Origin of the sequence: Arthrobacter sp. 2MCAF14 (assembly GCF_052115645.1) — a bacterium.
Classification (GTDB): domain Bacteria; phylum Actinomycetota; class Actinomycetes; order Actinomycetales; family Micrococcaceae; genus Arthrobacter.
Window position 1 is genome coordinate 37,277 of the sequence record NZ_JBFRHB010000012.1, and the last position, 20,620, is coordinate 57,896.

Annotated in this window: 22 protein-coding genes, 7 tRNA genes and 1 riboswitch; of the genes, 9 read left to right on the forward strand and 20 right to left on the reverse strand. The window is 63.8% G+C overall.

Annotation, left to right across the window (positions count from 1 at the left end; genetic code table 11):
- Positions 1–6: 6 nt before the first annotated feature.
- The 5 genes from trpC to hisI all read right to left on the reverse strand — a co-directional run bounded on the left by trpC (position 7) and on the right by hisI (position 3,858).
- Positions 7–825 carry an indole-3-glycerol phosphate synthase TrpC gene (trpC, locus tag AB4074_RS10350; RefSeq protein ID WP_441413313.1) on the reverse strand — a complete coding sequence of 273 codons (819 nt, stop codon included), beginning with the start codon at positions 823–825 and terminating at the stop codon, positions 7–9.
- A 2-nt stretch (positions 826–827) separates the two neighbouring features.
- Positions 828–1,100: an HGxxPAAW family protein gene (locus tag AB4074_RS10355; protein WP_236817197.1), complete on the reverse strand. Its 273-nt coding sequence runs from the start codon at positions 1,098–1,100 to the stop codon at positions 828–830.
- 89 nt (positions 1,101–1,189) lie between these two features.
- Positions 1,190–1,795 carry a Trp biosynthesis-associated membrane protein gene (locus tag AB4074_RS10360; RefSeq protein WP_441413314.1) on the reverse strand — a complete coding sequence of 202 codons (606 nt, stop codon included), beginning with the start codon at positions 1,793–1,795 and terminating at the stop codon, positions 1,190–1,192.
- Entirely contained in the window at positions 1,792–3,372 is a 1,581-nt protein-coding gene (locus tag AB4074_RS10365) for an anthranilate synthase component I (protein WP_441413315.1), read from the reverse strand. Before AB4074_RS10365 ends, AB4074_RS10360 begins: the two co-directional genes overlap by 4 nt.
- A 57-nt stretch (positions 3,373–3,429) precedes the next feature.
- The gene (gene hisI, locus AB4074_RS10370; protein WP_441413316.1) at positions 3,430–3,858 is read right to left on the reverse strand and encodes a phosphoribosyl-AMP cyclohydrolase; all 429 of its coding nucleotides are present in this window, start codon (positions 3,856–3,858) and stop codon (positions 3,430–3,432) included.
- An 89-nt stretch (positions 3,859–3,947) separates the two neighbouring features.
- On the opposite strand from hisI, the gene AB4074_RS10375 reads away from it, so the two are divergent.
- Complete coding sequence (locus AB4074_RS10375; protein WP_184739179.1) at positions 3,948–4,592, forward strand: TIGR03085 family metal-binding protein; 645 nt, start codon at positions 3,948–3,950, stop codon at positions 4,590–4,592.
- A gap of 98 nt (positions 4,593–4,690) precedes the next feature.
- Here AB4074_RS10375 and hisF read toward each other — a convergent pair whose 3' ends face one another.
- The 14 genes from hisF to AB4074_RS10445 all read right to left on the reverse strand — a co-directional run bounded on the left by hisF (position 4,691) and on the right by AB4074_RS10445 (position 16,357).
- A complete protein-coding gene (hisF, locus tag AB4074_RS10380) occupies positions 4,691–5,467 on the reverse strand; it encodes an imidazole glycerol phosphate synthase subunit HisF (protein ID WP_441413317.1) in 777 nt (258 codons plus the stop codon).
- Positions 5,468–5,500: 33 nt separating this feature from the next.
- Positions 5,501–6,361: an ATP phosphoribosyltransferase gene (gene hisG / locus AB4074_RS10385; RefSeq protein WP_234750229.1), complete on the reverse strand. Its 861-nt coding sequence runs from the start codon at positions 6,359–6,361 to the stop codon at positions 5,501–5,503.
- A gap of 140 nt (positions 6,362–6,501) precedes the next feature.
- Positions 6,502–6,765, reverse strand: coding sequence for a phosphoribosyl-ATP diphosphatase (locus AB4074_RS10390; protein ID WP_018778638.1), 264 nt, complete (start codon positions 6,763–6,765; stop codon positions 6,502–6,504).
- A gap of 117 nt (positions 6,766–6,882) precedes the next feature.
- Positions 6,883–7,368 carry a 6,7-dimethyl-8-ribityllumazine synthase gene (gene ribH / locus AB4074_RS10395; protein ID WP_345446583.1) on the reverse strand — a complete coding sequence of 162 codons (486 nt, stop codon included), beginning with the start codon at positions 7,366–7,368 and terminating at the stop codon, positions 6,883–6,885.
- Between the two features lie 56 nt (positions 7,369–7,424).
- Positions 7,425–8,126 carry a GTP cyclohydrolase II gene (ribA, locus tag AB4074_RS10400; RefSeq protein ID WP_441413318.1) on the reverse strand — a complete coding sequence of 234 codons (702 nt, stop codon included), beginning with the start codon at positions 8,124–8,126 and terminating at the stop codon, positions 7,425–7,427.
- On the reverse strand, positions 8,123–8,743 hold the full coding sequence (gene ribB / locus AB4074_RS10405; protein WP_441413376.1) for a 3,4-dihydroxy-2-butanone-4-phosphate synthase: 621 nt from the start codon (positions 8,741–8,743) through the stop codon (positions 8,123–8,125). Before ribB ends, ribA begins: the two co-directional genes overlap by 4 nt.
- Before the next feature lie 71 nt (positions 8,744–8,814).
- Positions 8,815–9,453 (reverse strand): riboflavin synthase, encoded by a 639-nt coding sequence (locus AB4074_RS10410; RefSeq protein WP_441413319.1) that lies wholly within the window; start codon positions 9,451–9,453, stop codon positions 8,815–8,817.
- Positions 9,453–10,604, reverse strand: coding sequence for a bifunctional diaminohydroxyphosphoribosylaminopyrimidine deaminase/5-amino-6-(5-phosphoribosylamino)uracil reductase RibD (gene ribD / locus AB4074_RS10415; RefSeq protein ID WP_441413320.1), 1,152 nt, complete (start codon positions 10,602–10,604; stop codon positions 9,453–9,455). The genes AB4074_RS10410 and ribD overlap by 1 nt, the downstream gene beginning before the upstream one ends.
- Positions 10,601–11,299, reverse strand: a complete 699-nt coding sequence (gene pnuC, locus AB4074_RS10420) for a nicotinamide riboside transporter PnuC (protein WP_441413377.1) — start codon at positions 11,297–11,299, stop codon at positions 10,601–10,603. Before pnuC ends, ribD begins: the two co-directional genes overlap by 4 nt.
- Positions 11,300–11,384: 85 nt before the next feature.
- Positions 11,385–11,539, reverse strand: a riboswitch (FMN riboswitch).
- Positions 11,540–11,638: 99 nt separating this feature from the next.
- A complete protein-coding gene (gene rpe / locus AB4074_RS10425; RefSeq protein ID WP_345446601.1) occupies positions 11,639–12,301 on the reverse strand; it encodes a ribulose-phosphate 3-epimerase in 663 nt (220 codons plus the stop codon).
- A gap of 93 nt (positions 12,302–12,394) precedes the next feature.
- On the reverse strand, positions 12,395–13,945 hold the full coding sequence (locus AB4074_RS10430) for an RsmB/NOP family class I SAM-dependent RNA methyltransferase (RefSeq protein WP_441413321.1): 1,551 nt from the start codon (positions 13,943–13,945) through the stop codon (positions 12,395–12,397).
- A complete protein-coding gene (gene fmt / locus AB4074_RS10435; protein ID WP_441413322.1) occupies positions 13,942–14,862 on the reverse strand; it encodes a methionyl-tRNA formyltransferase in 921 nt (306 codons plus the stop codon). Before fmt ends, AB4074_RS10430 begins: the two co-directional genes overlap by 4 nt.
- On the reverse strand, positions 14,859–15,425 hold the full coding sequence (gene def / locus AB4074_RS10440; RefSeq protein WP_441413323.1) for a peptide deformylase: 567 nt from the start codon (positions 15,423–15,425) through the stop codon (positions 14,859–14,861). The genes fmt and def overlap by 4 nt, the downstream gene beginning before the upstream one ends.
- A gap of 50 nt (positions 15,426–15,475) precedes the next feature.
- A complete protein-coding gene (locus AB4074_RS10445; RefSeq protein ID WP_441413324.1) occupies positions 15,476–16,357 on the reverse strand; it encodes a cytochrome in 882 nt (293 codons plus the stop codon).
- A 160-nt stretch (positions 16,358–16,517) separates the two neighbouring features.
- Between AB4074_RS10445 and AB4074_RS10450 the strand changes: the two genes are divergently transcribed.
- Entirely contained in the window at positions 16,518–17,666 is a 1,149-nt protein-coding gene (locus AB4074_RS10450) for a GGDEF domain-containing protein (protein WP_441413325.1), read from the forward strand.
- 92 nt (positions 17,667–17,758) lie between these two features.
- Here the strand turns inward: AB4074_RS10450 and AB4074_RS10455 are convergent.
- Positions 17,759–17,833, reverse strand: a tRNA-Val gene (locus tag AB4074_RS10455).
- A gap of 260 nt (positions 17,834–18,093) precedes the next feature.
- On the opposite strand from AB4074_RS10455, the gene AB4074_RS10460 reads away from it, so the two are divergent.
- The 7 genes from AB4074_RS10460 (at position 18,094) to AB4074_RS10490 (ending at position 20,478) form a co-directional block, all read left to right on the forward strand.
- A tRNA-Gly gene (locus AB4074_RS10460) sits at positions 18,094–18,166 on the forward strand.
- A gap of 55 nt (positions 18,167–18,221) precedes the next feature.
- Positions 18,222–18,292: transfer RNA gene (locus AB4074_RS10465), tRNA-Cys, on the forward strand.
- A gap of 41 nt (positions 18,293–18,333) precedes the next feature.
- Positions 18,334–18,408, forward strand: a tRNA-Val gene (locus AB4074_RS10470).
- A 56-nt stretch (positions 18,409–18,464) separates the two neighbouring features.
- Positions 18,465–18,537: transfer RNA gene (locus AB4074_RS10475), tRNA-Gly, on the forward strand.
- 48 nt (positions 18,538–18,585) lie between these two features.
- Positions 18,586–18,660 (forward strand) — tRNA-Val (locus AB4074_RS10480).
- A gap of 56 nt (positions 18,661–18,716) precedes the next feature.
- Positions 18,717–18,792: transfer RNA gene (locus tag AB4074_RS10485), tRNA-Gly, on the forward strand.
- Positions 18,793–19,050: 258 nt separating this feature from the next.
- Positions 19,051–20,478: an amino acid permease gene (locus AB4074_RS10490; RefSeq protein ID WP_441413326.1), complete on the forward strand. Its 1,428-nt coding sequence runs from the start codon at positions 19,051–19,053 to the stop codon at positions 20,476–20,478.
- Positions 20,479–20,620 lie beyond the last annotated feature (142 nt).

The following is a 20,620-nucleotide window of genomic DNA, read 5'->3' on the forward strand; positions in this document are numbered from 1 at the left end:
CCTGTCTCATGTCCTGACGGCGATGGCGGCAGCTCCGGCCGCCTTGAATTCGCTGATCCGCTCTCGCGGGGTGGAGTCGCTCACCAGTGCTTCGCCCACGAGGATGGCGTGGGCACCGTTCCCGGCATAATGCGCGACGTCTTCGGCGTTCCGCACGCCGGACTCGGCCACGACAACCGCTCCGCTTGGAATGCTTCCGGCGAGCGAGGCAAACAGGGAGCGGTCGACGTCGAGCGTCTTGAGGTTGCGGACGTTCACTCCGATGATCCGCGCCCGGACTGCAGCCGCACGCTCGATTTCCTCGGGCGTGTGGGTTTCCACCAGGACGTTCATGCCCAGCTCATGGCTCAGCGCGCTGAATTCCCGCAGCTGTGCGTCGGAAAGCGCGGCGACGATCAGCAGGATGAGGTCCGCACCATGCGCACGGGCCTCCCAGATCTGGTACTCGTCAACCGTGAAGTCCTTGCGCAGCAACGGAATGTCGATGGCGGCACGCACCGCGTCGAGGTCCGCCAGGGAACCGTTGAAGCGCCTCTGTTCGGTGAGGACGCTGATCACGGAGGCTCCGCCGTCGGCGTATTGCACCGCAAGTGCAGCAGGGTCGACGATGCTCGCGAGATCGCCCTTGGAGGGGCTGCGGCGCTTGATTTCCGCGATGACCTTCAGTTCGTCGCGGTTGGCTGACGGACCGCCCAAGGCAGCCCACGCGTCCAGTGCAGGAGCGGTGGCCGCTGAGCGTTCTTTCAGCTCGTCAAGGCTGACAAGGCGGCGGCGGGCCTCCATGTCCTCCCTGACACCGACGATGATGTCATCAAGAACGGTCACGGTCAGTGGCCGGCGTTCTTCAGCTTGCTGCCGTCGACGCCGTAACCTGCCTTGCGCATGGCCCAGCCGGCAATCAGGCCGGCCACCATCACGACGATTCCGGCGATGAAGATGGGGGTGCTGGCGATAACAAAGGCGATGGAGGACACCAGGGCCCCTACCAGCATGACAATCACGCAGGTCCACGCGGCGGGGCTGTTGCCGTGGCCGATGGCGTCGCTGTGGCTCGCAGCGGTCACAGGGGCCTTGCTCGCGGACACTGTGGTTTTGCTCATGTGAAAATCTCCTCAGGATGAATACTGCTTACATTCTGCCATTTATTGACCGCACCCGGGACATCGTCCGACGTCCGGACAGTCGGGTCTTACGTAGGGTCTTCTCCGCGCGAGAGACTGTCCCAGCTATCGATCTCGTCGACGGGTCCGGAACCCGCGAGGGCTGCCCGGCTGGCGACGTCGTACTTGGTGCGCGCCTTCCAGTGCCGGCCCGCGAGCGGCAGCAAGCCACCACACAAAGCGAGCAGGCCGGCAGCCACGACCGCGAGCACGGGGAACACGGTGGACGACGCAGCCGCCTGGCCACCCGAAATGCCGGTGGTCGCCGCAATGGTTCCCTGCGCCGCGCCGAGGGGGTCTGCCAGGACAGTCACCGCGGCGACAATGATCCCTGCCGAGGCAAGCACGATGATAGTTGCAATGATCCAGCGAGAAACCTTGCCCGCAATGGACGCTGCCAGCCCCCCGGCAAGAGCGACGAGCGCGAGTGCGGTCACCGCGGTTGCGGCCTTGCTCCCCTGAACATGGAGGTCGGCATTCGCCGCGGCAGTGGGATCGAGCCGGACGTTGATCCAAGTCTGTGTGGTGGTCCCGAAAACGGCAAGGGCAAGAATTGCCATGGCGAGCACGACATTGCCCTTCCGTGCCCACACGGGAGACTTTGTGATGGTCGTCTGAGGGCGGGCAGCGCTCACAGGGCGGGGTTCCCGTCGATGACGGTATCCGCGGAAACCGCGTCCGGGGAAATATTGTGAAGCGATCCGGCGGTGTGCACGGCACGCAAGGGGGCAGCCGCCTTGTTCACGGTCTCAAGCGCTTCGGAAGGCTTGTGGGAATCGGCCACGATGCCACCGCCGGCCTGGACATATGCCCGGCCTTCACGCAACAGTGCCGAGCGGATCGCGATCGCCATGTCCATGTCGCCTGCGAAGTCCAGATACCCCACGACGCCGCCGTAGATGCCACGCCGGTGCGGTTCGAGTTCATCCAGGAGACGCAATGCGCGCGGCTTGGGGGCACCGGACAGCGTGCCGGCGGGGAAGGTCGCCTTGAGCACGTCGTATGCCTTCGCCCCGGGTGCCAACTCTCCGACCACTGTCGACACGAGGTGCATGATGTGGCTGAAGCGTTCCACCTCCATGAACTGCGTGACGTCCACGGTTCCTGCCACGCAGACCTTGGACAGGTCGTTGCGGGACAAGTCCACGAGCATGAGGTGTTCGGCGCGTTCCTTCTGGTCCGCGAGCAACTCGGTGGCCAGCGCCTTGTCGGCTTCAACGGTCTTGCCGCGGGGCCGCGATCCGGCAATCGGGTGGGTAATGACCTCATTGCCCGTGACCGTCACCAGGGCCTCGGGAGAAGAACCGACAATCGTGTATTCGCGGCCGTCGGGATCTTCGAGGCTGAAGAGGTACATGTACGGGCTCGGGTTGGTGTTGCGCAGCACACGGTAAACGTCCAGCGGATCCGCGGCACACTCCATTTCAAAGCGTCGCGAAATCACCACTTGGAAGACCTCGCCATCGACGATTGCTTCCTTGCCGCGATCGATCGCGTTGAGGTAATCCTGCTCATCCCAGCGTTCCTGCACGCTGGACGCGAAGTCGAGCGCTTCGGATTGCAACACCGATACGGGCTGCTTCACGGGCGTGCTGATCTGGTCCAGCAGTCGCTTCACCCGGGCGACGGCGTCGTGCCAGGCTTCGTCGACGCGTTCGGAACTGTTGTCGAAATTGATCGCGTTGGCAATCAACAGGACGGTCCCGTCCATGTTGTCGTGGACAGCCATGTCGGTCACGAGGTTCAGCGCCAGTTCCGGCAGGTGGAGGTCATCCTCCGGCGGGCTTGTCAGCTTCTCCCAGTGCCGGACGGTTTCCCAACCGAGGAAGCCGACAAGGCCGGAGGTGAAGGGCGGAAGGTCCGGGAAGCGGTCCGTTTGCAGGGCAGCAATGGTGTCTCGGACGGCGTCGACCGGGCTGCCGTCTACCGGCACGCCGACGGGAGGCTCGCCGATCCAGTGCGCCTGGCCATCCTTGCTCGTCAAGGTGGCACGCGAACGTGAACCAATGAAGGAATAACGTGACCATGCTCCGCCGACAGCTGCCGACTCCAGGAGGAAGGTGCCCGGCTGGCCCTGGGCCAGCTTGCGGTAGAGCCCGATGGGAGTCTCCGCGTCGGCCAGTACCCTGAGCCGGACCGGGATGACCCGGCTGTGTGCGGCGAGTTCGCGGAACTCCTCCAGGCCCGGGCTGATGATTCCAAGGTCCTGCATGGTTAGTGTTCTCCGCCTCTTCTTGTGTGTTTGCCTCAGTGGATGGTGTGTAGTGGGCTAGTCCCGCTCGCCGATCACGGCGGCGAGGCTCCGGTCATCGAAGCATGTGCGTGTACCGGTGTGGCAGGCCGCGCCTACTTGGTCGACGCGGACCAGGAGGGCATCGCCGTCGCAATCCAGGGCCACCGATTTCACGAATTGGACGTGCCCGGAAGTGTCACCCTTGCGCCAGTATTCCTGGCGGGAACGCGAGAAGAACGTTACGCGTCCGGTGGTCAGGGTCCGGTGCAACGCCTCGTCGTCCATCCAGCCGAGCATCAGCACTTCGTCGGTGTCGAACTGCTGGACGATCGCTGCCACAAGACCGCCAGAATCGCGCTTCAGCGCGGCGGCCAGCTCTTGCGGGAGCGGACTTACGGGCACGACGGCGGGCTCCGCGGCATAAGCGGCAGCGGGCGTGGCTGGGGGTGTTGACTGCTCAGACATCAGATCAAGTCTAGTGCCTCATATGGAGCCGAAATTCAGCGGCGGTTCCACTGCGCAACAGAGCGCGTCTCGTGCTAGTTTCACAAGTGATGCATTTCGTCGATCCCTCCCGCGAAGTACTGGCCGAAACACTCCTGGCGGCCGGACCTGACTCCCCCACGCTCTGCGAAGGGTGGCTGACAAGGGACCTCGCGGCGCACTTGTACTTGCGGGAGCGCAAAGCGGCCGTCGGTATCGGCTTGGTCATCAAGAGCCTCGCCAGGGCCTCGGACAAAGCCACGGCAAAACTGGCCTCCAAGCTGAAAACCACGGAAGATTACGCCGAGCTGGTGAATACCTTCCGATCGGGGCCGCCCGCCTTGTCTCCTCTGAAGATCAAGGCCCTCGACGAGTCTTCGAACCTCATTGAATATTTCGTGCACACGGAAGACATCCGCCGGGCCGGAGACCGTTGGGCTCCGCGGGCCTTGGACGAGGAATACTCGGACGCCTTGTGGGATGAATTGATCAAGCGCGCTGCCATTCTCTACCGCGGCGTGGATCTCGGGATCGTGTTGGTCCGCCCCACAGGTCCCCGTCATGTTGCCAAGCGGGCTCCCGTATCGGTCGCCATCGTCGGCGAACCCGGTGAACTCCTGATGCACGCCCACGGCCGAACGCATCACGCGCTGGTCACCTTCGAAGGCCAGCCGGACGCCGTCGCCCTCCTCCAGTCAGCCGAAGTCGGCCTCTGACCCACGCTTAACCCCAACTGACTCGCAGTTGTTGCCGTTATGAGGCTTCAAAACGACGTTAACTGCGAGTCAGTTGGGTTGGACTGGGCTGGGATCCGCTAGCGGACCAGGAAGCCTGCTTCGCGGATCGCTACCTTGACTTGGGCGATCATGTCATCCGGACCGAAGTGGAACACCGAGGCTGCCAGAACCGCGTCGGCACCTGCTTCCACTGCGGGCGGGAAATGCGCCGGTTCTCCGGCGCCCCCGGAAGCGATGATCGGTATGTGGACGGCCGCGCGCACAAGGCGGATGAGTTCGAGGTCGAAGCCGTCCTTGGTGCCGTCGGCGTCAATGGAATTCAGGAGGATCTCCCCCACGCCGCGGTCCGCGGCTTCCTTGGCCCACGCAATGGCGTCGATTCCGGTTCCCTGGCGTCCGCCGTGGGTGGTCACCTCGAATCCGGAAGCCGTGGGCTCGGAGCCGGGCCTCGTCCGCCGCGCGTCCACCGACAGGACCAGCACCTGCGATCCGAAGTGGCGGGTGATCTCGTCGATGACGTCCGGGCGCGCGACGGCGGCCGTGTTGATGGAGGCCTTATCCGCGCCGAAACGCAGGAGCTTATCCACTTCCGCCACGCCCCGGACGCCACCGCCGACGGTGAGCGGGATAAAGACTTCCTCGGCGGTGCGGCGAACGACGTCGAACGTGGTTTCCCGGTTGCCGGAAGACGCAGTGACATCAAGGAAGGTGAGCTCGTCCGCCCCGGCGTTGTCATAGCGATGCGCCAGCTCGACGGGATCTCCGGCGTCGCGAAGACCCTCGAAATTGACGCCTTTCACCACTCGGCCGGCGTCGACATCTAGGCAAGGGATGACACGTACTGCTACAGCCATTGCTACTCCTGGAATCGTCTCTCTTGGATGGCGTCAGATGCGGCAGGCGTGGATGCTGCTGACCAGGATGGCGCGGGCGCCGAGGTCGTACAGCTCATCCATGATCCGGTTGGTTTCCTTTTTCGGAACCATGGATCGGACGGCAACCCAGTCCGAGTCGCGCAGCGGCGACACCGTTGGCGATTCGAGACCCGGTGTGAGGGTGGCGGCTTCTTCCACAAGATCCTTGCGGATGTCGTAGTCCATGAGGACGTACTGACGGGCGACGAGCACGCCCTGCAGGCGCCGGATCAGGACCTCGATCTCCTTCGCAGTGCCGTTTGCGGCACCACCCTCGCCGGTGCGGCGGATCAGGACGGCTTCGGACTTGAGGATGGGCTCGCCGAAGATCTCCATTCCGGCAGCCTTGAGCGTGTTTCCGGTTTCGACGACGTCGGCGATCGCATCGGCGACGCCGAGGCGCACGGAAGACTCAACGGCGCCGTCGAGGCGGACGACCTTGGCTTTGACGCCGCGCTCGGCGAGGTAGTCGCGCAGGAGGCCGTCGTAGCTCGTCGCGAGGCGCTTGCCTTCAAGCTGCTCGACGCTGGAGAAGTCACCGACGGGGCCGGCGAAACGGAAGGTGGACGCGGCGAAGCCAAGGGGAAGCAGCTCTTCGGCTTCGACCTGTGCGTCCAGCAGGAGGTCGCGGCCGGTGATGCCGACGTCGAGCGTTCCTTGGCCGACATACACGGCGATGTCCCGGGGGCGGAGGAAGAAGAACTCAATGTCGTTGTCGGGATCGACCATGACGAGTTCGCGGGTATCGCGGCGCTGGCGGTATCCCGCCTCGGTCAGCATCGCGGAGGCGGCTTCGGACAAGGACCCCTTGTTGGGGACGGCTACTCGCAGCATTGGGGGACTTTCTTGGGGAGTGGAAGGGGATGTTTCAGGCATTGTGCCCACGGCACTGTCCGCAGGGGGACTTGCAGTGAGCGCTGGGGCCACGTTGGGCTCCGTCAGGACCTCTTCAGGTCCTGACGGAGCGGACGTGGCTAGAGATGCTTGTAAACGTCTTCCAGGCTCAGACCCTTGGCGAGCATCAGGACCTGCAGGTGGTAGAGCAACTGGGAGATTTCCTCGGCCGCGGCTTCATCGGATTCATACTCTGCAGCCATCCAGACTTCGGCTGCTTCCTCCACGACTTTCTTGCCGATGCCGTGGATTCCGGAGTCCAATTCGGCGACGGTGCGGGAGCCTGCCGGACGGGTCGCTGCCTTTTCGCTCAGTTCTGCGAACAGCGTCTCGAAATTCTTCACGCCCTACAGCCTACTTGCTCGGGGCCGGTGACCGCCTGTCGGGTCATTGCATGACGGAAGGGATGTGAGCGAACGCACAATGTGCGCCGGCACGCCCACATCCCTTTCGTCGATTTGCTAGGTGTACTGCTTGAGAGTCAGAGCGGTGGAGAGCGCGGCGGTCACGGCTTCGTGGCCCTTGTCCTCCGACGAGCCTTCCAGTCCGGCGCGGTCCAGGCCCTGCTGCTCGGTGTCGCAGGTGAGCACGCCGAAACCTACCGGCACGCCTGTGCGGACGCTGACTTCAGTAAGGCCCGACGTCGCCGCCTGGCACACGTACTCAAAGTGCGGTGTACCTCCGCGGATGACGACGCCGAGGGCGACGACGGCGTCGAAATGCGGGGCGAGCCTTGCCGCTGCGACGGGAAGCTCAAAGGATCCAGGGACGCGCAGCACGGTGGGCTCGGCGATGCCGGCTTCCTTTGCGGCACGCAGCGCCCCGTCGAGGAGCCCGTCCATGATCTGGGTATGCCAGCTGGCAGCAACGATTGCGAGTTTCAGCTGGTGGGTTTCCTCTGTGTTGAGGGTGGTGAGGTCGATGGTGGGGGCGCCGTGTCCGCTCATGGGTGTGTGGTAGTCCGTTCAGTCTTGGTAGTGCAGTTCAGTCTTGTGAGTGCAGTTCAGTCTTGTTCGAGATCAAAAGTGCCGGCAGCTGCATGGGTACCGGCCGGCTCAGTGTCACCGAGGGTCAGGCGGTGGTCCATGCGGTCCTTCTTGGTCTGAAGGTACCGAAGGTTTTCTTCACGGGACGGAACCTCGGTGGGCACCATCTCGATAACCTTCACGCCGGCCGCGGCAAGCCTGTTCTGCTTGTCCGGGTTGTTGCTCAGGAGCCGGATTTCGTGAAGGCCCATCTCGGCAAGGATCTGGGCAGCGGCTTTGTAGCAACGGGCGTCCACCGGCAGCCCGAGCTGCTCATTGGCCTCGACCGTGTCGAATCCGGCCTCTTGCAGCGCGTAGGCCTTGATCTTGTTGGCCAGGCCGATGCCGCGGCCTTCCTGTCCGCGTAGGTAGAGCAGGGTCCCGCCCTCTTCGCGGATCAGCTCGAGGGCGTAGGCCAGCTGTTCGCCGCAATCGCAGCGGTACGAACCGAAAACGTCGCCCGTGAGGCACTCCGAGTGAAGGCGCACCAACGGGGCCTTGCCTGCGAGCGGCACCTTCGGGGAACTCACCGCCAGGTGCTCCGCCCCGGTTGCAAGGTCGGTCCACGCCTGTGCCACGAACTCACCGAAGGCGGTGGGTAGCTGGACAATCGGGCCGCCGCTCACGGGATGCACTGCGCGCGCGGCCGAGCCGCCGTCGTGCGTTGTCGCTGTGGTCATCGCTGCTCCTCGTTTCCTGCCGGAATTGCAACCTGGTCCTCAGCCTCCGACGCTACAACATAAGCCACGAGATCCTCGATCGAAATCAGAGGACATCCGTGCTCGGCAGCGAACTCCCGGAGGCTGTCCAGGCGCATCATTTCACCATCGTCATGTACCAACTCGGCGATCACGCCCACCGGGGCGAGCCCCGCAAGCCTGCAGAGATCAACTGCCGCTTCCGTGTGTCCCGGACGTTCACGCACTCCCCCATTAACGGCCCGGAGCGGAAAAATATGCCCGGGCCGGGTAATCGAGGACGGCGTGCTGCCCGAATCGGCCAGAATCCGGGCCGTCAGGGCCCTGTCCGTGGCGGAAATACCGGTGCTGACGCCCAAAGCGGCATCGCAGGACACCGTGTAGGCAGTGCCCTTGGCGTCTTCATTGACCAGGACCATGGGCGGCAGCGCCAGGGCATCAGCCCGCGCGCCTTCAAGGGGAACGCAAATGACTCCCGAGCTGTAACGGATGGTCCAGCCCATGAGGGCAGGCGTCGCGTGTTCGGCGGCGAAGATGATGTCGCCTTCGTTTTCGCGGTCTTCATTGTCCACAACAATGACGGGACGGCCGGCTGCCATGGCCTGCACTGCCTTTTCAACGGGGTCCAGCCCCTGGCGCACCACTGTGGTGCTGCCGTTGTGTGCGGCGCTCACTGGGCAGCCCCAGCGGCAGTTACCGGCGAACGGAAGGAGAGCAGGCGCTCGGTATATTTCGCGAGGACGTCCACCTCGAGGTTGACGCGCCCGCCTGTGGCCTTGGCCCCGAGCCCGGTTTCGTCCAGCGTGGTGGGAATGAGTCCCACTTCAAACCAGGGGTTCTCTTCTTCGGCCGGGCTGACGGCCGTGACGGTGAGTGAAACGCCGTCGACGGCGATCGACCCTTTTTCGGCGATGTAGCGTGCCAGCGGGGCCGGCAAGGCGAAGCGGAGGCGGTCCCAGTTGCCCAGCGACTCGCGCTCCAGAAGCTGCCCGACGCCGTCGACGTGGCCCTGGACAACGTGGCCGTCCAAGCGGCCGCCCGCCTGGACACAACGCTCGAGGTTCACAGTGTCACCCGCCGTCAGTTCGCCGATGGTGGTCCGGACGAGGGTTTCGCCCATGACGTCGACGCTGAACTCCCGGCCGTCGATGTCCGTTGCGGTGAGGCACACGCCGTTGACGGCGATGGAGCCGCCCAAGCCAAGGCCTTCAGTGGTGCTGGGGGCCATGAGGCGCAGCGTCGCACTGGCCTCGCCGTCGTGCTCGACGGACAGGACCGTGCCTTGTTCAGCGACGATTCCGGTAAACATCAGTGTCCTCCTGTGGTGGTGTCCGAGGCGTCCTTGCCCGGAAATGGTTCGTGGTGTTCGGTATGGGACTTCGTCCAGGCCGGTTTGTTTCCGTCCGATGGGCCGGACCTCAAATGCAGCCTGAGGTCGCGACCCAGTGCATGGACCGCACCGCCACCGGCGTCGTCCCAGTTCCAGCGCTGGGCGTCGGCGAGGGTGGAGATGCCGAGATCCGTCAGGGCAGGTGTACCGGAGCCCAACAGGGTGGGCGCAAGATAGACGATCAATTCATCCACAAGACCGGCGGCGAGGAAGGCGCTCAGGATGCGGGAGCCGCCTTCCACCATGACGTGCCGGACGCCTTCGGCGAACAGCAACTCCAAAGCTTCGGCAGGATCGCGGGTTGGCAGGTGGATGAACTTGCCGTCGCTCCCCCGGACAGCGGCATCCGAAGGGACATCCCGCAGCCCCATGACGGCCCGAAGTGGCTGGCTTTGCGATACTTCGCCATCCGGCTCCCGCGCCGTCAGCCGCGGGTTGTCCACCAGGACGGTTTCGGTGCCCACCAGAATGGCGTCGATCAGGCGGCGCAGTCCGTGGTTGTCGGCGAGCGATTCCGGACTGGAGATCCATTGGCTGGTCCCGTCGGTAGCCGCGATCCTGCTGTCGAGGGTCTGCGCAATGTGAAGCGTAACGAACGGGCGCCTCGCCTCCACCGCATTGAACCACTCGCGGTTCAGTTTCCAGGCCTCGGCGTCAGCCAGCCCGGACCGCACGTCCACGCCGGCAGCGCGCAGCCTGCCCGCACCTCCTGCGGCTGGATCGTGGGGGTCGTCGACGGCGTAAACCACACGTGAGATGCCAGCGTCAATGATCGCCTGGGTGCAGGGTCCCGTGCGGCCTATGTGGTTGCAGGGCTCCAAGGTCACCACCATGGTTGTTCCGGCGAGGTCGAGGCCTTTTGCCTGCGCTTTCGCGATCGCATCCGCCTCGGCGTGGGGCGTGCCGGCGCCGCGGTGGTAGCCCGTGACGAGTTGCTCTCCGTCCGGCCCGAGGACAACCGCTCCCACCAAGGGATTGGCGCCACGGTGTCCCCGGAGGGCCACGTGCAGTGCGGCCTCCATGGCCGCGAATTCAGCTTCCGGGAAGTCCAGTTTCGACGCGTTGCTCATGTGAGTGCTCCTGCGGTTTCCGGCTCGGGCGTTGGCCTGAGCGGGCGGCTTTCACGTCGGTCTGCGCGCCACCAGACAAAGAATCCGGCAAGTGTGAAGAACCCGTAAAAGAGGTACATGAAAGCGCTGGCAAAATAGCCCGCGCTGAATAGCAGCGGAACTCCGACAATGTCCACGGCAACCCAGATCAGCCAGAATTCGGTCCAGCCGCGTGCCATGCCATACGTCGCCAGGAGTGAACCCATGAAGGTCCAGGCGTCTGCCCATACAGGAGGGTAGGAACCCATGGAATCGAAGACGGGAGTCAGGGCGGCGGTTCCCGCAATCATGGCGGCCACCATTCCGATCCGCACTTTGGGGCTTGCCCAGCCGGGCACGATGGCGCGGCCGTGGGTGCCTGCTTGGAGGCCCTGCCGCCAGCGGTACCAGCCGTAGGCGGCGACGCTGATGAACATGATCTGGCGTCCGGCCTGGCCCCACAGGGTTGCCGGCGAGGCGGCACCGAAAACGTTGCCAAGAAAGACCGTCAACAGGAGCAGGTTGCCTGCGATCCCGATGGGCCATGCCCAGACTTTGCGGCACATGCCGCCCAGGGCGCTGGCGAGCCCGAAAATATTGCCTAGCACTTCGCGAAGAACAAGGACAGATCCACCTACGGGAATCTGTGCTTCGAAGAGCCATCGCAGAAAGTCCATGTCGTTCCTTCCCTCGAATGCCGCGATGGCTCCGGGGGTGTACGACAGCGCGATGCCGGGCGCACGGAACGCCCAAGGCATGACTGTACGTGCTTCTCCCATCCAGACTTTAACTGTCGGTACTGGAATTCCACCAGTTCAACCGTCCGCCGTCGTGATTCCCGTGAAGGAATCCCGATGGCTCGCGGGTCGCGGACTATAACCGCCGGTTCGGAATTACACCGACCCCGGAGCACGTATGTGTGTTGCTATTCTGACACAACTGGAGCAATGGCCGATGTATTCCCTGACCAATATGCAGGCAATTGCGTCATTGTTGTCACATTGCCGCGAGGCCGGTCACATGGCCGCGAGGCCGGCGGCGCGCAGCCGCTCAATAGCCGCAGCGGGGTCCGCATGGCCGTAGACGGCGGATCCGGCAACGAACACATTTGCGCCGGCTTCGGCTGCCCGGACAATGGTCTCCTCCGTGACGCCGCCATCGACCTGGATTGCGACGCCGATACCTGAACCCTCGATCGCCGCCCGCGCCCGCCGGATCTTCGGCAGCGTAACATCCAGGAAGGACTGCCCGCCGAAGCCAGGCTCCACGGTCATGATAAGGAGCATGTCCAGTTCGCTGAGCATGTCCAGGTACGGTTCCACCGGCGTGGCCGGACGAAGGGCCATTCCTGCCTTCGCACCGCGGGCACGGAGCTCACGGGCGAGCTTGATGGGAGCCATGGCTGCTTCCGCATGGAAGGTCACGGAAGCCACGCCGGCGTCGGCGTAGGCCGGCGCCCATCGGTCGGCGTCGGCGATCATCAGGTGGGCGTCCAGCGGGACCGGGCTCACAGCCTGGATCCGCTCCACGACCGGCAGGCCGAGCGTCAGGTTCGGGACAAAGTGGTTGTCCATGACATCGACGTGGACGGCGTCGGCGTTGCTGATTCTCTTCAGCTCGGCTTCCAGGTTCACGAAGTCCGCGGACAGGATGCTCGGGTTGATACAGCACTCAGTCAAGGCAGTTCCCTCAGTGTTGGTGGCGGTCTGGTGGTGTTGGCAATTCTCCAGCTTAGGCACCCGGGACTTTCAGCCGGGGAATGGCGCCGAAGGTTACGGCTTCTTCCGGATAAGCGCCAGGAACATCGCATCGGTTTGATGCACGTGCGGCCACAATTGTGCTGTCAACTCGTGCCCGGCGCCGAGGTTGCCGGTCAGGCTGACCGAGTCCAAGGCCGCACCGGCGTCGATCTGCTCCAGGTCATCCCGCTTGCGCAGGACATCGCTGACGACGGCGGTGGTTTCGGCCGGGTGCGGGGAGCACGTCACGTACGCCACCACTCCGCCCGGTTTGACGGCGTCGATGGCCGAGTTGAGCAATTCACGCTGCAACGGACCGAGATCGGCAAGGTCCTTGGGCGTCCGGCGCCACCGTGATTCGGGGCGGCGGCGCAGCGCGCCAAGGCCGCTGCAGGGAACGTCAACCAGAACCCGGTCGAAGGTTTCCGGTTGTTCCTTGCCGACGTCGCGGCCATCGCCTACCCGCACGCTCCAGGCGCCCGCCGGAACCGCCGAAAGGGCTTGGCTGACCAGCTTCGCCCGGTGTTCTGCGGGTTCATTGGCCAAGAGGCTCGCACCTTCCTGGCGGGCGAGGGCGGCCAGCAGCGCGGCCTTGCCACCGGGGCCGGCGCAAAGGTCCAGCCACTTCTCGCCGTCTTTGGCGCCCCGTCCGAGGTCCACGGCCGCGACGGCGCGGGCTACCAGCTGGGATCCGACGTCCTGGACGCGTGTGGTGCCTTCGCGGATGGAGGACATGCGCCCGAGGTCGCCGCCGCTGGACAGCGCCGAGTCGATGACGAGTTCGCCGGGAGTGGCCCCGCTTTCCAGGGCTTCATCAAGGTTGCCGATGCCGGGCAACGCCACCAGGTTCACCACAGGGGCCGCGTTGTCGGCTTCGAGCAGCTCGTTGATTTCGCTGGCGGGACGGCCATGCATGACGAGCGATTGGCGCAGAGCCCTGACAATCCATTCCGGGTGCGCGTGGCGTACGGAAGCGATCCTGGTCTCGTCGGTCTCGTTTTCCAGCAGGTGGTCGAGCCACTCCGGAAGCGTCCTTGCGGTGACTTTTCGGAGCACCGCGTTGATGAGCGACGACGGGCCTGCTCCGATGACCGCGCGGGCCAGCCCGACAGTCTGGTCGAGTGCGGCGTGGGCAGGAACGCGCATCGCGAGCAATTGGTGGGCACCAAGTCGCAACGCATCCAGGACTGCCGGATCCAGTTGGGCGAGGGGCCGGTCGACACACTCGGCCAGGACGGCGTCGTACATCCCCTGGCCGCGCAGCGCCCCGTAGCTCAGCTCGGTGGCGAATCCGGCGTCGCGCTTGTCGAGGTGGTGGTGGCGGATCCGTGAGGGCAGCACGAGGTTTGCGTACGCGTCTTCCGAAGCTACTGCGCGTAAGACTTCGAACGCCACCAATCGTGCCGGATCCGCGCGCCGGGTCCGCTGGGACGGTGCGTTGGTGGAGAAACCGCGTTGCGGGCCCCTGTTGCGTTCGCGGCCTTGGGCGTCGCGGTTGCTTTCGCCGCGGGGACCGCGGTTGCCGTGGCCCCCGCCGTCCCTGTTCCCACTGTTGTTGGGGCCGCGCCGGCCGGACTCATTCATTCGAATTCCACGCTTTCTGGTGTTGCCAAACCACGGGCCCAATCGGCCGACGGCATCATCTTCTTGCCCGCAGGCTGGATCCCCCTGAGCTGCACTGCATGTGATCCGGTCCCGACCAGGACGTTCTTGCCGTCAACCCGGACCTGGCCGGGTGCAAGGTCCCGGATGTCCGGGCGCAAACCTAAGGGTTCCAGCTTGACGCGCTGCCCGTCGAGCATGGTCCACGCTCCCGGCTCGGGCGTGACCCCACGGGACCTGCGGTTAATGGCGAGGGCCGGTTGCGTCCACTCGAGCCGGCCATCGTCGAGCGTCAGTTTGGGAGCGAGAGAGACGTCGCCTTGCTGGGGCACGGGGGCCGCTTTGCCGGACTCGACGGCGGAGACTGTCTGGGCGAGCAGGATCGCGCCGCTGCGCGAGAGCCGCTCCAGCAAGTCGCCGGCCGTGTCTTCAGGACGTACGGTTTCCGTCAAAGTCCCGAAGACAGGTCCGGTGTCGAGTCCCTCCTCGAGGAGGAAGGTAGCGGCTCCGGTGATGTCGTCACCGGCCATGACTGAACGTTGGATCGGTGCGGCGCCGCGCCAGGCAGGGAGGAGGGAGAAGTGGAGGTTGATCCAGCCGTGGCGCGGTACTCCGAGCGCGGCTTTGGGGACGAGGCCCCCGTAGGCGACGATCGCTGCGACGTCCGGCTCGTACGAAGCGATCCGCTCGGTGGTCCCGGCGTCCACCTTGGAGGCGTGGATGATGTCGATGCCGAGTTCAGCTGCACGTGCTGCCACGGGCGACGGCGTCAGGATCCGTTTGCGGCCGGTAGGGGCGTCCGGCCTGGTAAGCACCGCCACGATCTCAAAACCGGCCTCGATCAGCGCGTCAAGGGAAGGGACTGCGACAGCCGGGGTGCCGGCGAAAAGCACCCTCATTCGGCGGCTCCGAAGCTGCCGAAGCTCGAGCCCACAGTGTTGGCCCTCTTGGCGGTGGTCCGTTCAGTCACGGAGTGGTAGTTCGCTGCGCGGATTGCACGGAGGGCGGTTTTCCGGTCCTCACCCTCCAGGCGGTCCGTGAACAGGATCCCGTCCAAGTGGTCGGTCTCGTGCTGGAAGCAGCGGGCGAGCATGCCCTCCGCCTCAACGGACACGGGGTTGCCGTTCAGGTCCACGCCGGTGGCGCGGGTGGTCTTGCGGCGGCGAACCGGGAACGCGAGTCCGGGAATGGAGAGGCAGCCTTCTACCTCGTCAGGCTGGAAGTCATCGCTGCTCTCGAGCACGGGGTTGATGATGTGACCTTCCACACCCCCGATCCGGTAAGTGAAGACCCGCTGGCTGACGCCGATCTGCGGCGCGGCGAGCCCGGCACCGTCCACGTCTTCCATGGTCTCGGTCATGTCCGACACGAGTTTGGCGAGCTCTGGCCCGAATTCCGTCACTGGATCAGCAACCGTGCGGAGCACGGGGTCGCCGATGATACGGATACTCAAAATGGCCATGTGCTGTCTTTCCTCACGATCGGCGAAGCTTGGGTCCCCGCAAAAGGGGCCTAGGCCAGTTTAGTTGAGGCCGCGGGCGCCGCGGCGGCAGAGTACGACGGCGGAGCTACAGGGAGCAGCGCCGTTCCGGCCGCGGCCACATCGGCAGACATCTCCCACACCCGTTTCAAGGCGCAGAACTTCCACCAGTGGTGCTTGAGGACGTCCGGGTTGGCGCGCTGGGGACGCACCTCGGTCTCGCCGATAGCCACCGCGAGCAGGACAGGGTTTTCACCGTATTTCCACGGCTCCCACTCACCTGCCACTGGATCCACAAGGCTTTCTTCGGCCTTCATGCCCGCAACCAGTTGCATCACCACCTTGTCGTCGAGAGGTTTCACTGTTCCATCGCGGGTGGTGCCTTTGGTCTTGTAGTCGATCAGGCAGACCCTGCCGTTGATTTTGGCGACGAGGTCCAGGGTTCCGGCATAGCCAACGCTGGCGTTCCACACGGTGATCTCCGGCGCAATGGGCTCCACCCGGTACAGCTCCCACCACTCATCGAAACGGGCCGCGAAGGCTTCCTCGCCGTTTGAAGCGAGCTCGTCGCGCGTTTCCTTCACGCGGTGCGGGCGTCCGAGGGCGCGGAGGGCCACTTGCTCGCAGTAGTTATGCACGCGGTCACCACGGCGTGCGGCATCGTCCCGGTACACCTCCGCAGCCTTTGCTGCCTTGTTGACGGCCTGCCTCATCTTGGCAGGACTGGAAAGATGCTGCGGGAGCTCAGGGTCTTTCGCCAGGCTGCTGGCACCCATGTAGCCGAACCAGCCGTCCAGGGAGTGGGCCTGCTGGCCGATCACCGTGGTGATGGAAGGGACCGAGAAGGTCTCGGACGTGGACCGGGCATACATCCGGCCGTATTCGGTGGCATGGGCAAGCAGTGGATCTGTCATGGGAAAACTCTTTCACACACCGCTGACAAGAAGATGCGGAGCTCTGGTGGCTGCCGACGGGACCTCGCCCGGTAATTAATGTGCCCCTCACGCATGGCGCACGGGGTTCTCCGACTCCCGGTGCCATAATTGGTCACGTCCTCGGCTACGGGAGCGAATCTTGGTCCTCGATATAACAACACTGCGCGTCGCCCTTGGCGTGGTCGCTCTTACGCTGCTCCTCTTGTTCTACGCATCGTTCAGGCGCACACGGTCGTCCTACAACGGGTGGTGGTGCATCGCCCTCCTGTTCTTCCTCGCAGGGAACCTGGCTTTCCTGCTCAACGGGACGCCGTATCAAATCTGGGCGAACCCCTCGGGAAACGTCCTCCTGGTGGGAGGAGCATTCAGTGTGTGGACCGGTGCCCGGTCCCTCAGGATGTTGCCGCCGCCAAGGTGGCAATTTGCGGCAGCCTGTGGCGTCACGGCCCTCGCCTCCGTTTTGGAAAGCCCCGGTTTCAACACCTGGTCCGGGGGCCTGGTCTACCTGGGATTCATGACGCTGGGCATCGCCTTGGCGTGCCGCGATCTATGGCTGCTGGATTCCAGCTACTCCCACGTGCACAAGTCGATGGCCTTGGCCGCGGGGTTCCTGGCCGCATACTATTTCTGCCGCCTGTCCGTGTACCTCGTCGAAGGTCCAAGCGGACCGAACTTCCGCATGTATTTCGGCCCATCCATGGCCAGCCTGGTCACGCTGATACTCCTGGTTGCCGTCTCTTTCAGCATGACAGCCCTCAGCAACGATCAGTTGATCAACCGGCTCAGCGAACGTGCTGCCCGCGACAACCTGACGGGGCTCCTCAACCGTGGCACGTTCATGGACCTGGCTACCAAGGAACTCGAGCGACTGCACGCCACGAGCTCCGTCGCCTCCTTGATCCTGGCCGACCTGGACCATTTCAAAGCGATCAACGACGAGTTTGGTCATGCCGCCGGTGACGCCGCCCTTCAGGCATTCGCTGCTGCGTGCTCCGAGTCCGTACGATCCACCGACCTGGTCGGACGATACGGGGGCGAAGAATTCATCTTGCTCTTGCCGGGAGCCAGCCAGGAGCGGGCCGAAAGCATCGCGGGCGACATCAATCGCTCTTTGGCGGCAAGCAAAAACCTCGACCACATCCACCTTCCGACGGTGAGTTACGGAGTCACCTCAACCCAGTTCGGCGCAGTCGACCTCACGGCGATGATCGCCGCCGCCGACACCGCCCTTTACCAAGCCAAGTCACTCGGAAGGAACCGGGTGGTCAGGGCAGAGCCTCGCGCATGACCAGGCCCCGATGGGCGTAAAGCAGGAACTCGTCGCCAACGACAAGAGGTCCTGTGCGAAACATGAACAATGTTTCGCACAGGACCTCTTCTTGGTGGGCGATACTGGGTTCGAACCAGTGACCTCTTCGGTGTGAACGAAGCGCGCTACCACTGCGCCAATCGCCCGTGCACAAGAAGACTAGCCGACCCCGGCCGGAATTCAAAAATCCGGAAAGTATCGGCTCGACCGACTAGGCAACAACCAGGAAAAGGCCTACGAATCACACTGGTGTAACTCGCAAAATCCGCGCCAATTCAAGGAACTTAAGCCCATTGCCTACGATTCGGACAGATCGATTTGGAGTTTCCCGGAACCTCCTATAGAGTTTTTACTCGTCGGAAAGCGACGGAATGCCCCCTGCGGGCAGGCCGCCGAAGAAGACTATGCGGACGTAGCTCAGCTGGTAGAGCACCACCTTGCCAAGGTGGATGTCGCGAGTTCGAATCTCGTCGTCCGCTCGCAGGACACTGTCACGGCATTGATTTCTTGGAACCCCAGGAATAGTGCTTACACGGTGGGTTGGCCGAGAGGCGAGGCAGCGGCCTGCAAAGCCGTATACACGGGTTCGAATCCCGTACCCACCTCGGTGAAAACCTTGGTTTCCGGTCCAGGCCGGATTGCATTTGGGCGATTGGCGCAGCGGTAGCGCGCTTCCCTGACACGGAAGAGGTCACTGGTTCGATCCCAGTATCGCCCACCAAGGCAAGGCAACTTGCTTGTTGATGAAAGTCCGGCCTCGCCGGATGATCGTCATGTGCGGACGTAGCTCAGCTGGTAGAGCACCACCTTGCCAAGGTGGATGTCGCGAGTTCGAATCTCGTCGTCCGCTCTAGTATTTTAAGGTCCCGGCAACGGGCCGGCCGGCTTATGCCGATCCGGGCGATTGGCGCAGCGGTAGCGCGCTTCCCTGACACGGAAGAGGTCACTGGTTCGATCCCAGTATCGCCCACCAAGGCAAGGCAACTTGCTTGTTGATGAAAGTCCGGCCCCGCCGGATGATCGTCATGTGCGGACGTAGCTCAGCTGGTAGAGCACCACCTTGCCAAGGTGGATGTCGCGAGTTCGAATCTCGTCGTCCGCTCCATTTCCTCGACATCTGGCCAGCGCCGCTGGTCAAAAGCAGTGACACCGCCCAAGCAGCTCCGCCGGAGCTGCTTTTTTTGTGCCCGCAGACGCCCATCACCCGTGCCACCTACTCGAAAGATCAGCAAAACCGATCAATACCACTCAGCAAAAATCACTTTATCCAATGTGATTCGTATCGCATACTTTCTTCAGTCCCAATTCGTCCACGCCCACACGCAGGAGCACGGTGAATCAACAAACAGTTGTTCGTTCGATCATGAGGAAGAAACCCATTGACGACATCGAGGAGGAAAGCAAGCACAGCGGGCTCTTCAAAAGCCTGGGCCTCTGGCAACTGACAGCCATCGGCGTCGGCGGCATCATCGGCGTCGGGATCTTCTCCCTGGCCGGGCTCGTGGCGCATGGAAGCGCGGACACCCCGGGTGTCGGCCCCGCAGTGCTGATCTCGTTCCTGGTCGCGGGCCTTGCCTCAGCGGCCGCGGCACTTTCCTACGCCGAATTCGCCGGCATGATCCCCCGCGCCGGATCCGCCTATACCTATGGCTACGTTGCCCTTGGCGAGGTCATCGGCTGGTTCATCGGCTGGGACCTCCTACTGGAGTACATCGCAATCGTCGCCGTCGTCGCGATCGGCATTTCCGGCTACTTCGACGCGTTCCTTTCCGGGATCGGCGTCCACATGCCGGCGTGGATGACCTCAACGGCGGACGAAGGACATGGCGGCATCATCAACCTGCCGGCCATCCTGGTCTGCCTGCTGGTCACCTGGATCCTGTCGCGTGGAACCAAAGCCTTCGGCCGCTTCGAACTCGTGGCGGTGGCCATCAAGGTGGTCCTGATCCTGTTCATCATCGGCCTGGGCATCTTCTACATCAACACGAACAACTACAATCCGTTCATGCCCAGCGGCTTCGGCCCGGTGGTGGCCGGTTCGGCCACCGTGTTCTTCGCGGTGTTCGGCTACGACGCCATGAGCACCGCGGCCGAAGAAGCCAAGGACGGCAAGAAGCACATGCCCAAGGCAATCGTGCTCTCCCTTGTCATCGCGATGCTCCTCTACGTTGCGGCGACCCTGGTGCTCACCGGCATGCAGAACTACAAGGACATCAACCCGACGGCCGGTTTCGCCTCCGCCTTCAGCAGTGTGGGCCTGCCCGTCATCGCCACCATCATCTCGGTGTTCGCCGTGCTGTCGATCCTCACCGTGATGTTGACCTTCCTGCTCGGCGTTACCCGAGTCTGGTTCTCCATGAGCCGCGACGGTCTGCTCCCGGGCTGGTTTGCCAAGACGGACCGCCATGGCACCCCGCAGCGCGTCACCTGGATTGCCGGCATTACGTCAGCTTTCCTGGCGGGCGTGTTCCCCATCAAGGCCGTTGCGGACTTGACCAACATCGGCATCCTGGCCGCGTTCGTCGTCGTCTGCCTCTCGGTCATCATCTTCCGGTACAAGAAGCCGGACGCGCCGCGTACCTTCCGGCTGCCATTCATGCCGCTGGTTCCCGCGTTCGGCATGCTGGCATCGGCCTTCCTCATGACCCAGTTGCATTGGGAAACCTGGCTTCGCTTTGTCGTGTGGCTGGTCATCGGACTGGTCATCTACTTCGGCTACGGCCGCAAGCATTCGCTCATGAATCCGGACAGTCCGCGCCACCATGAGCTTTCTCCCGACAAGCAGCTGTGACCCCCTCGAAAATTCGTTTGACATCCCAGTCAAATTTTTCCTTGGCACCTCCAAGGTCTCGGGTTAGGATCGAAAACGGAGGAGCGAACTGGCTCCGTGATTGAAGGGAGGTGCCCGTGGGATTATTTGACGATCTGAAGGG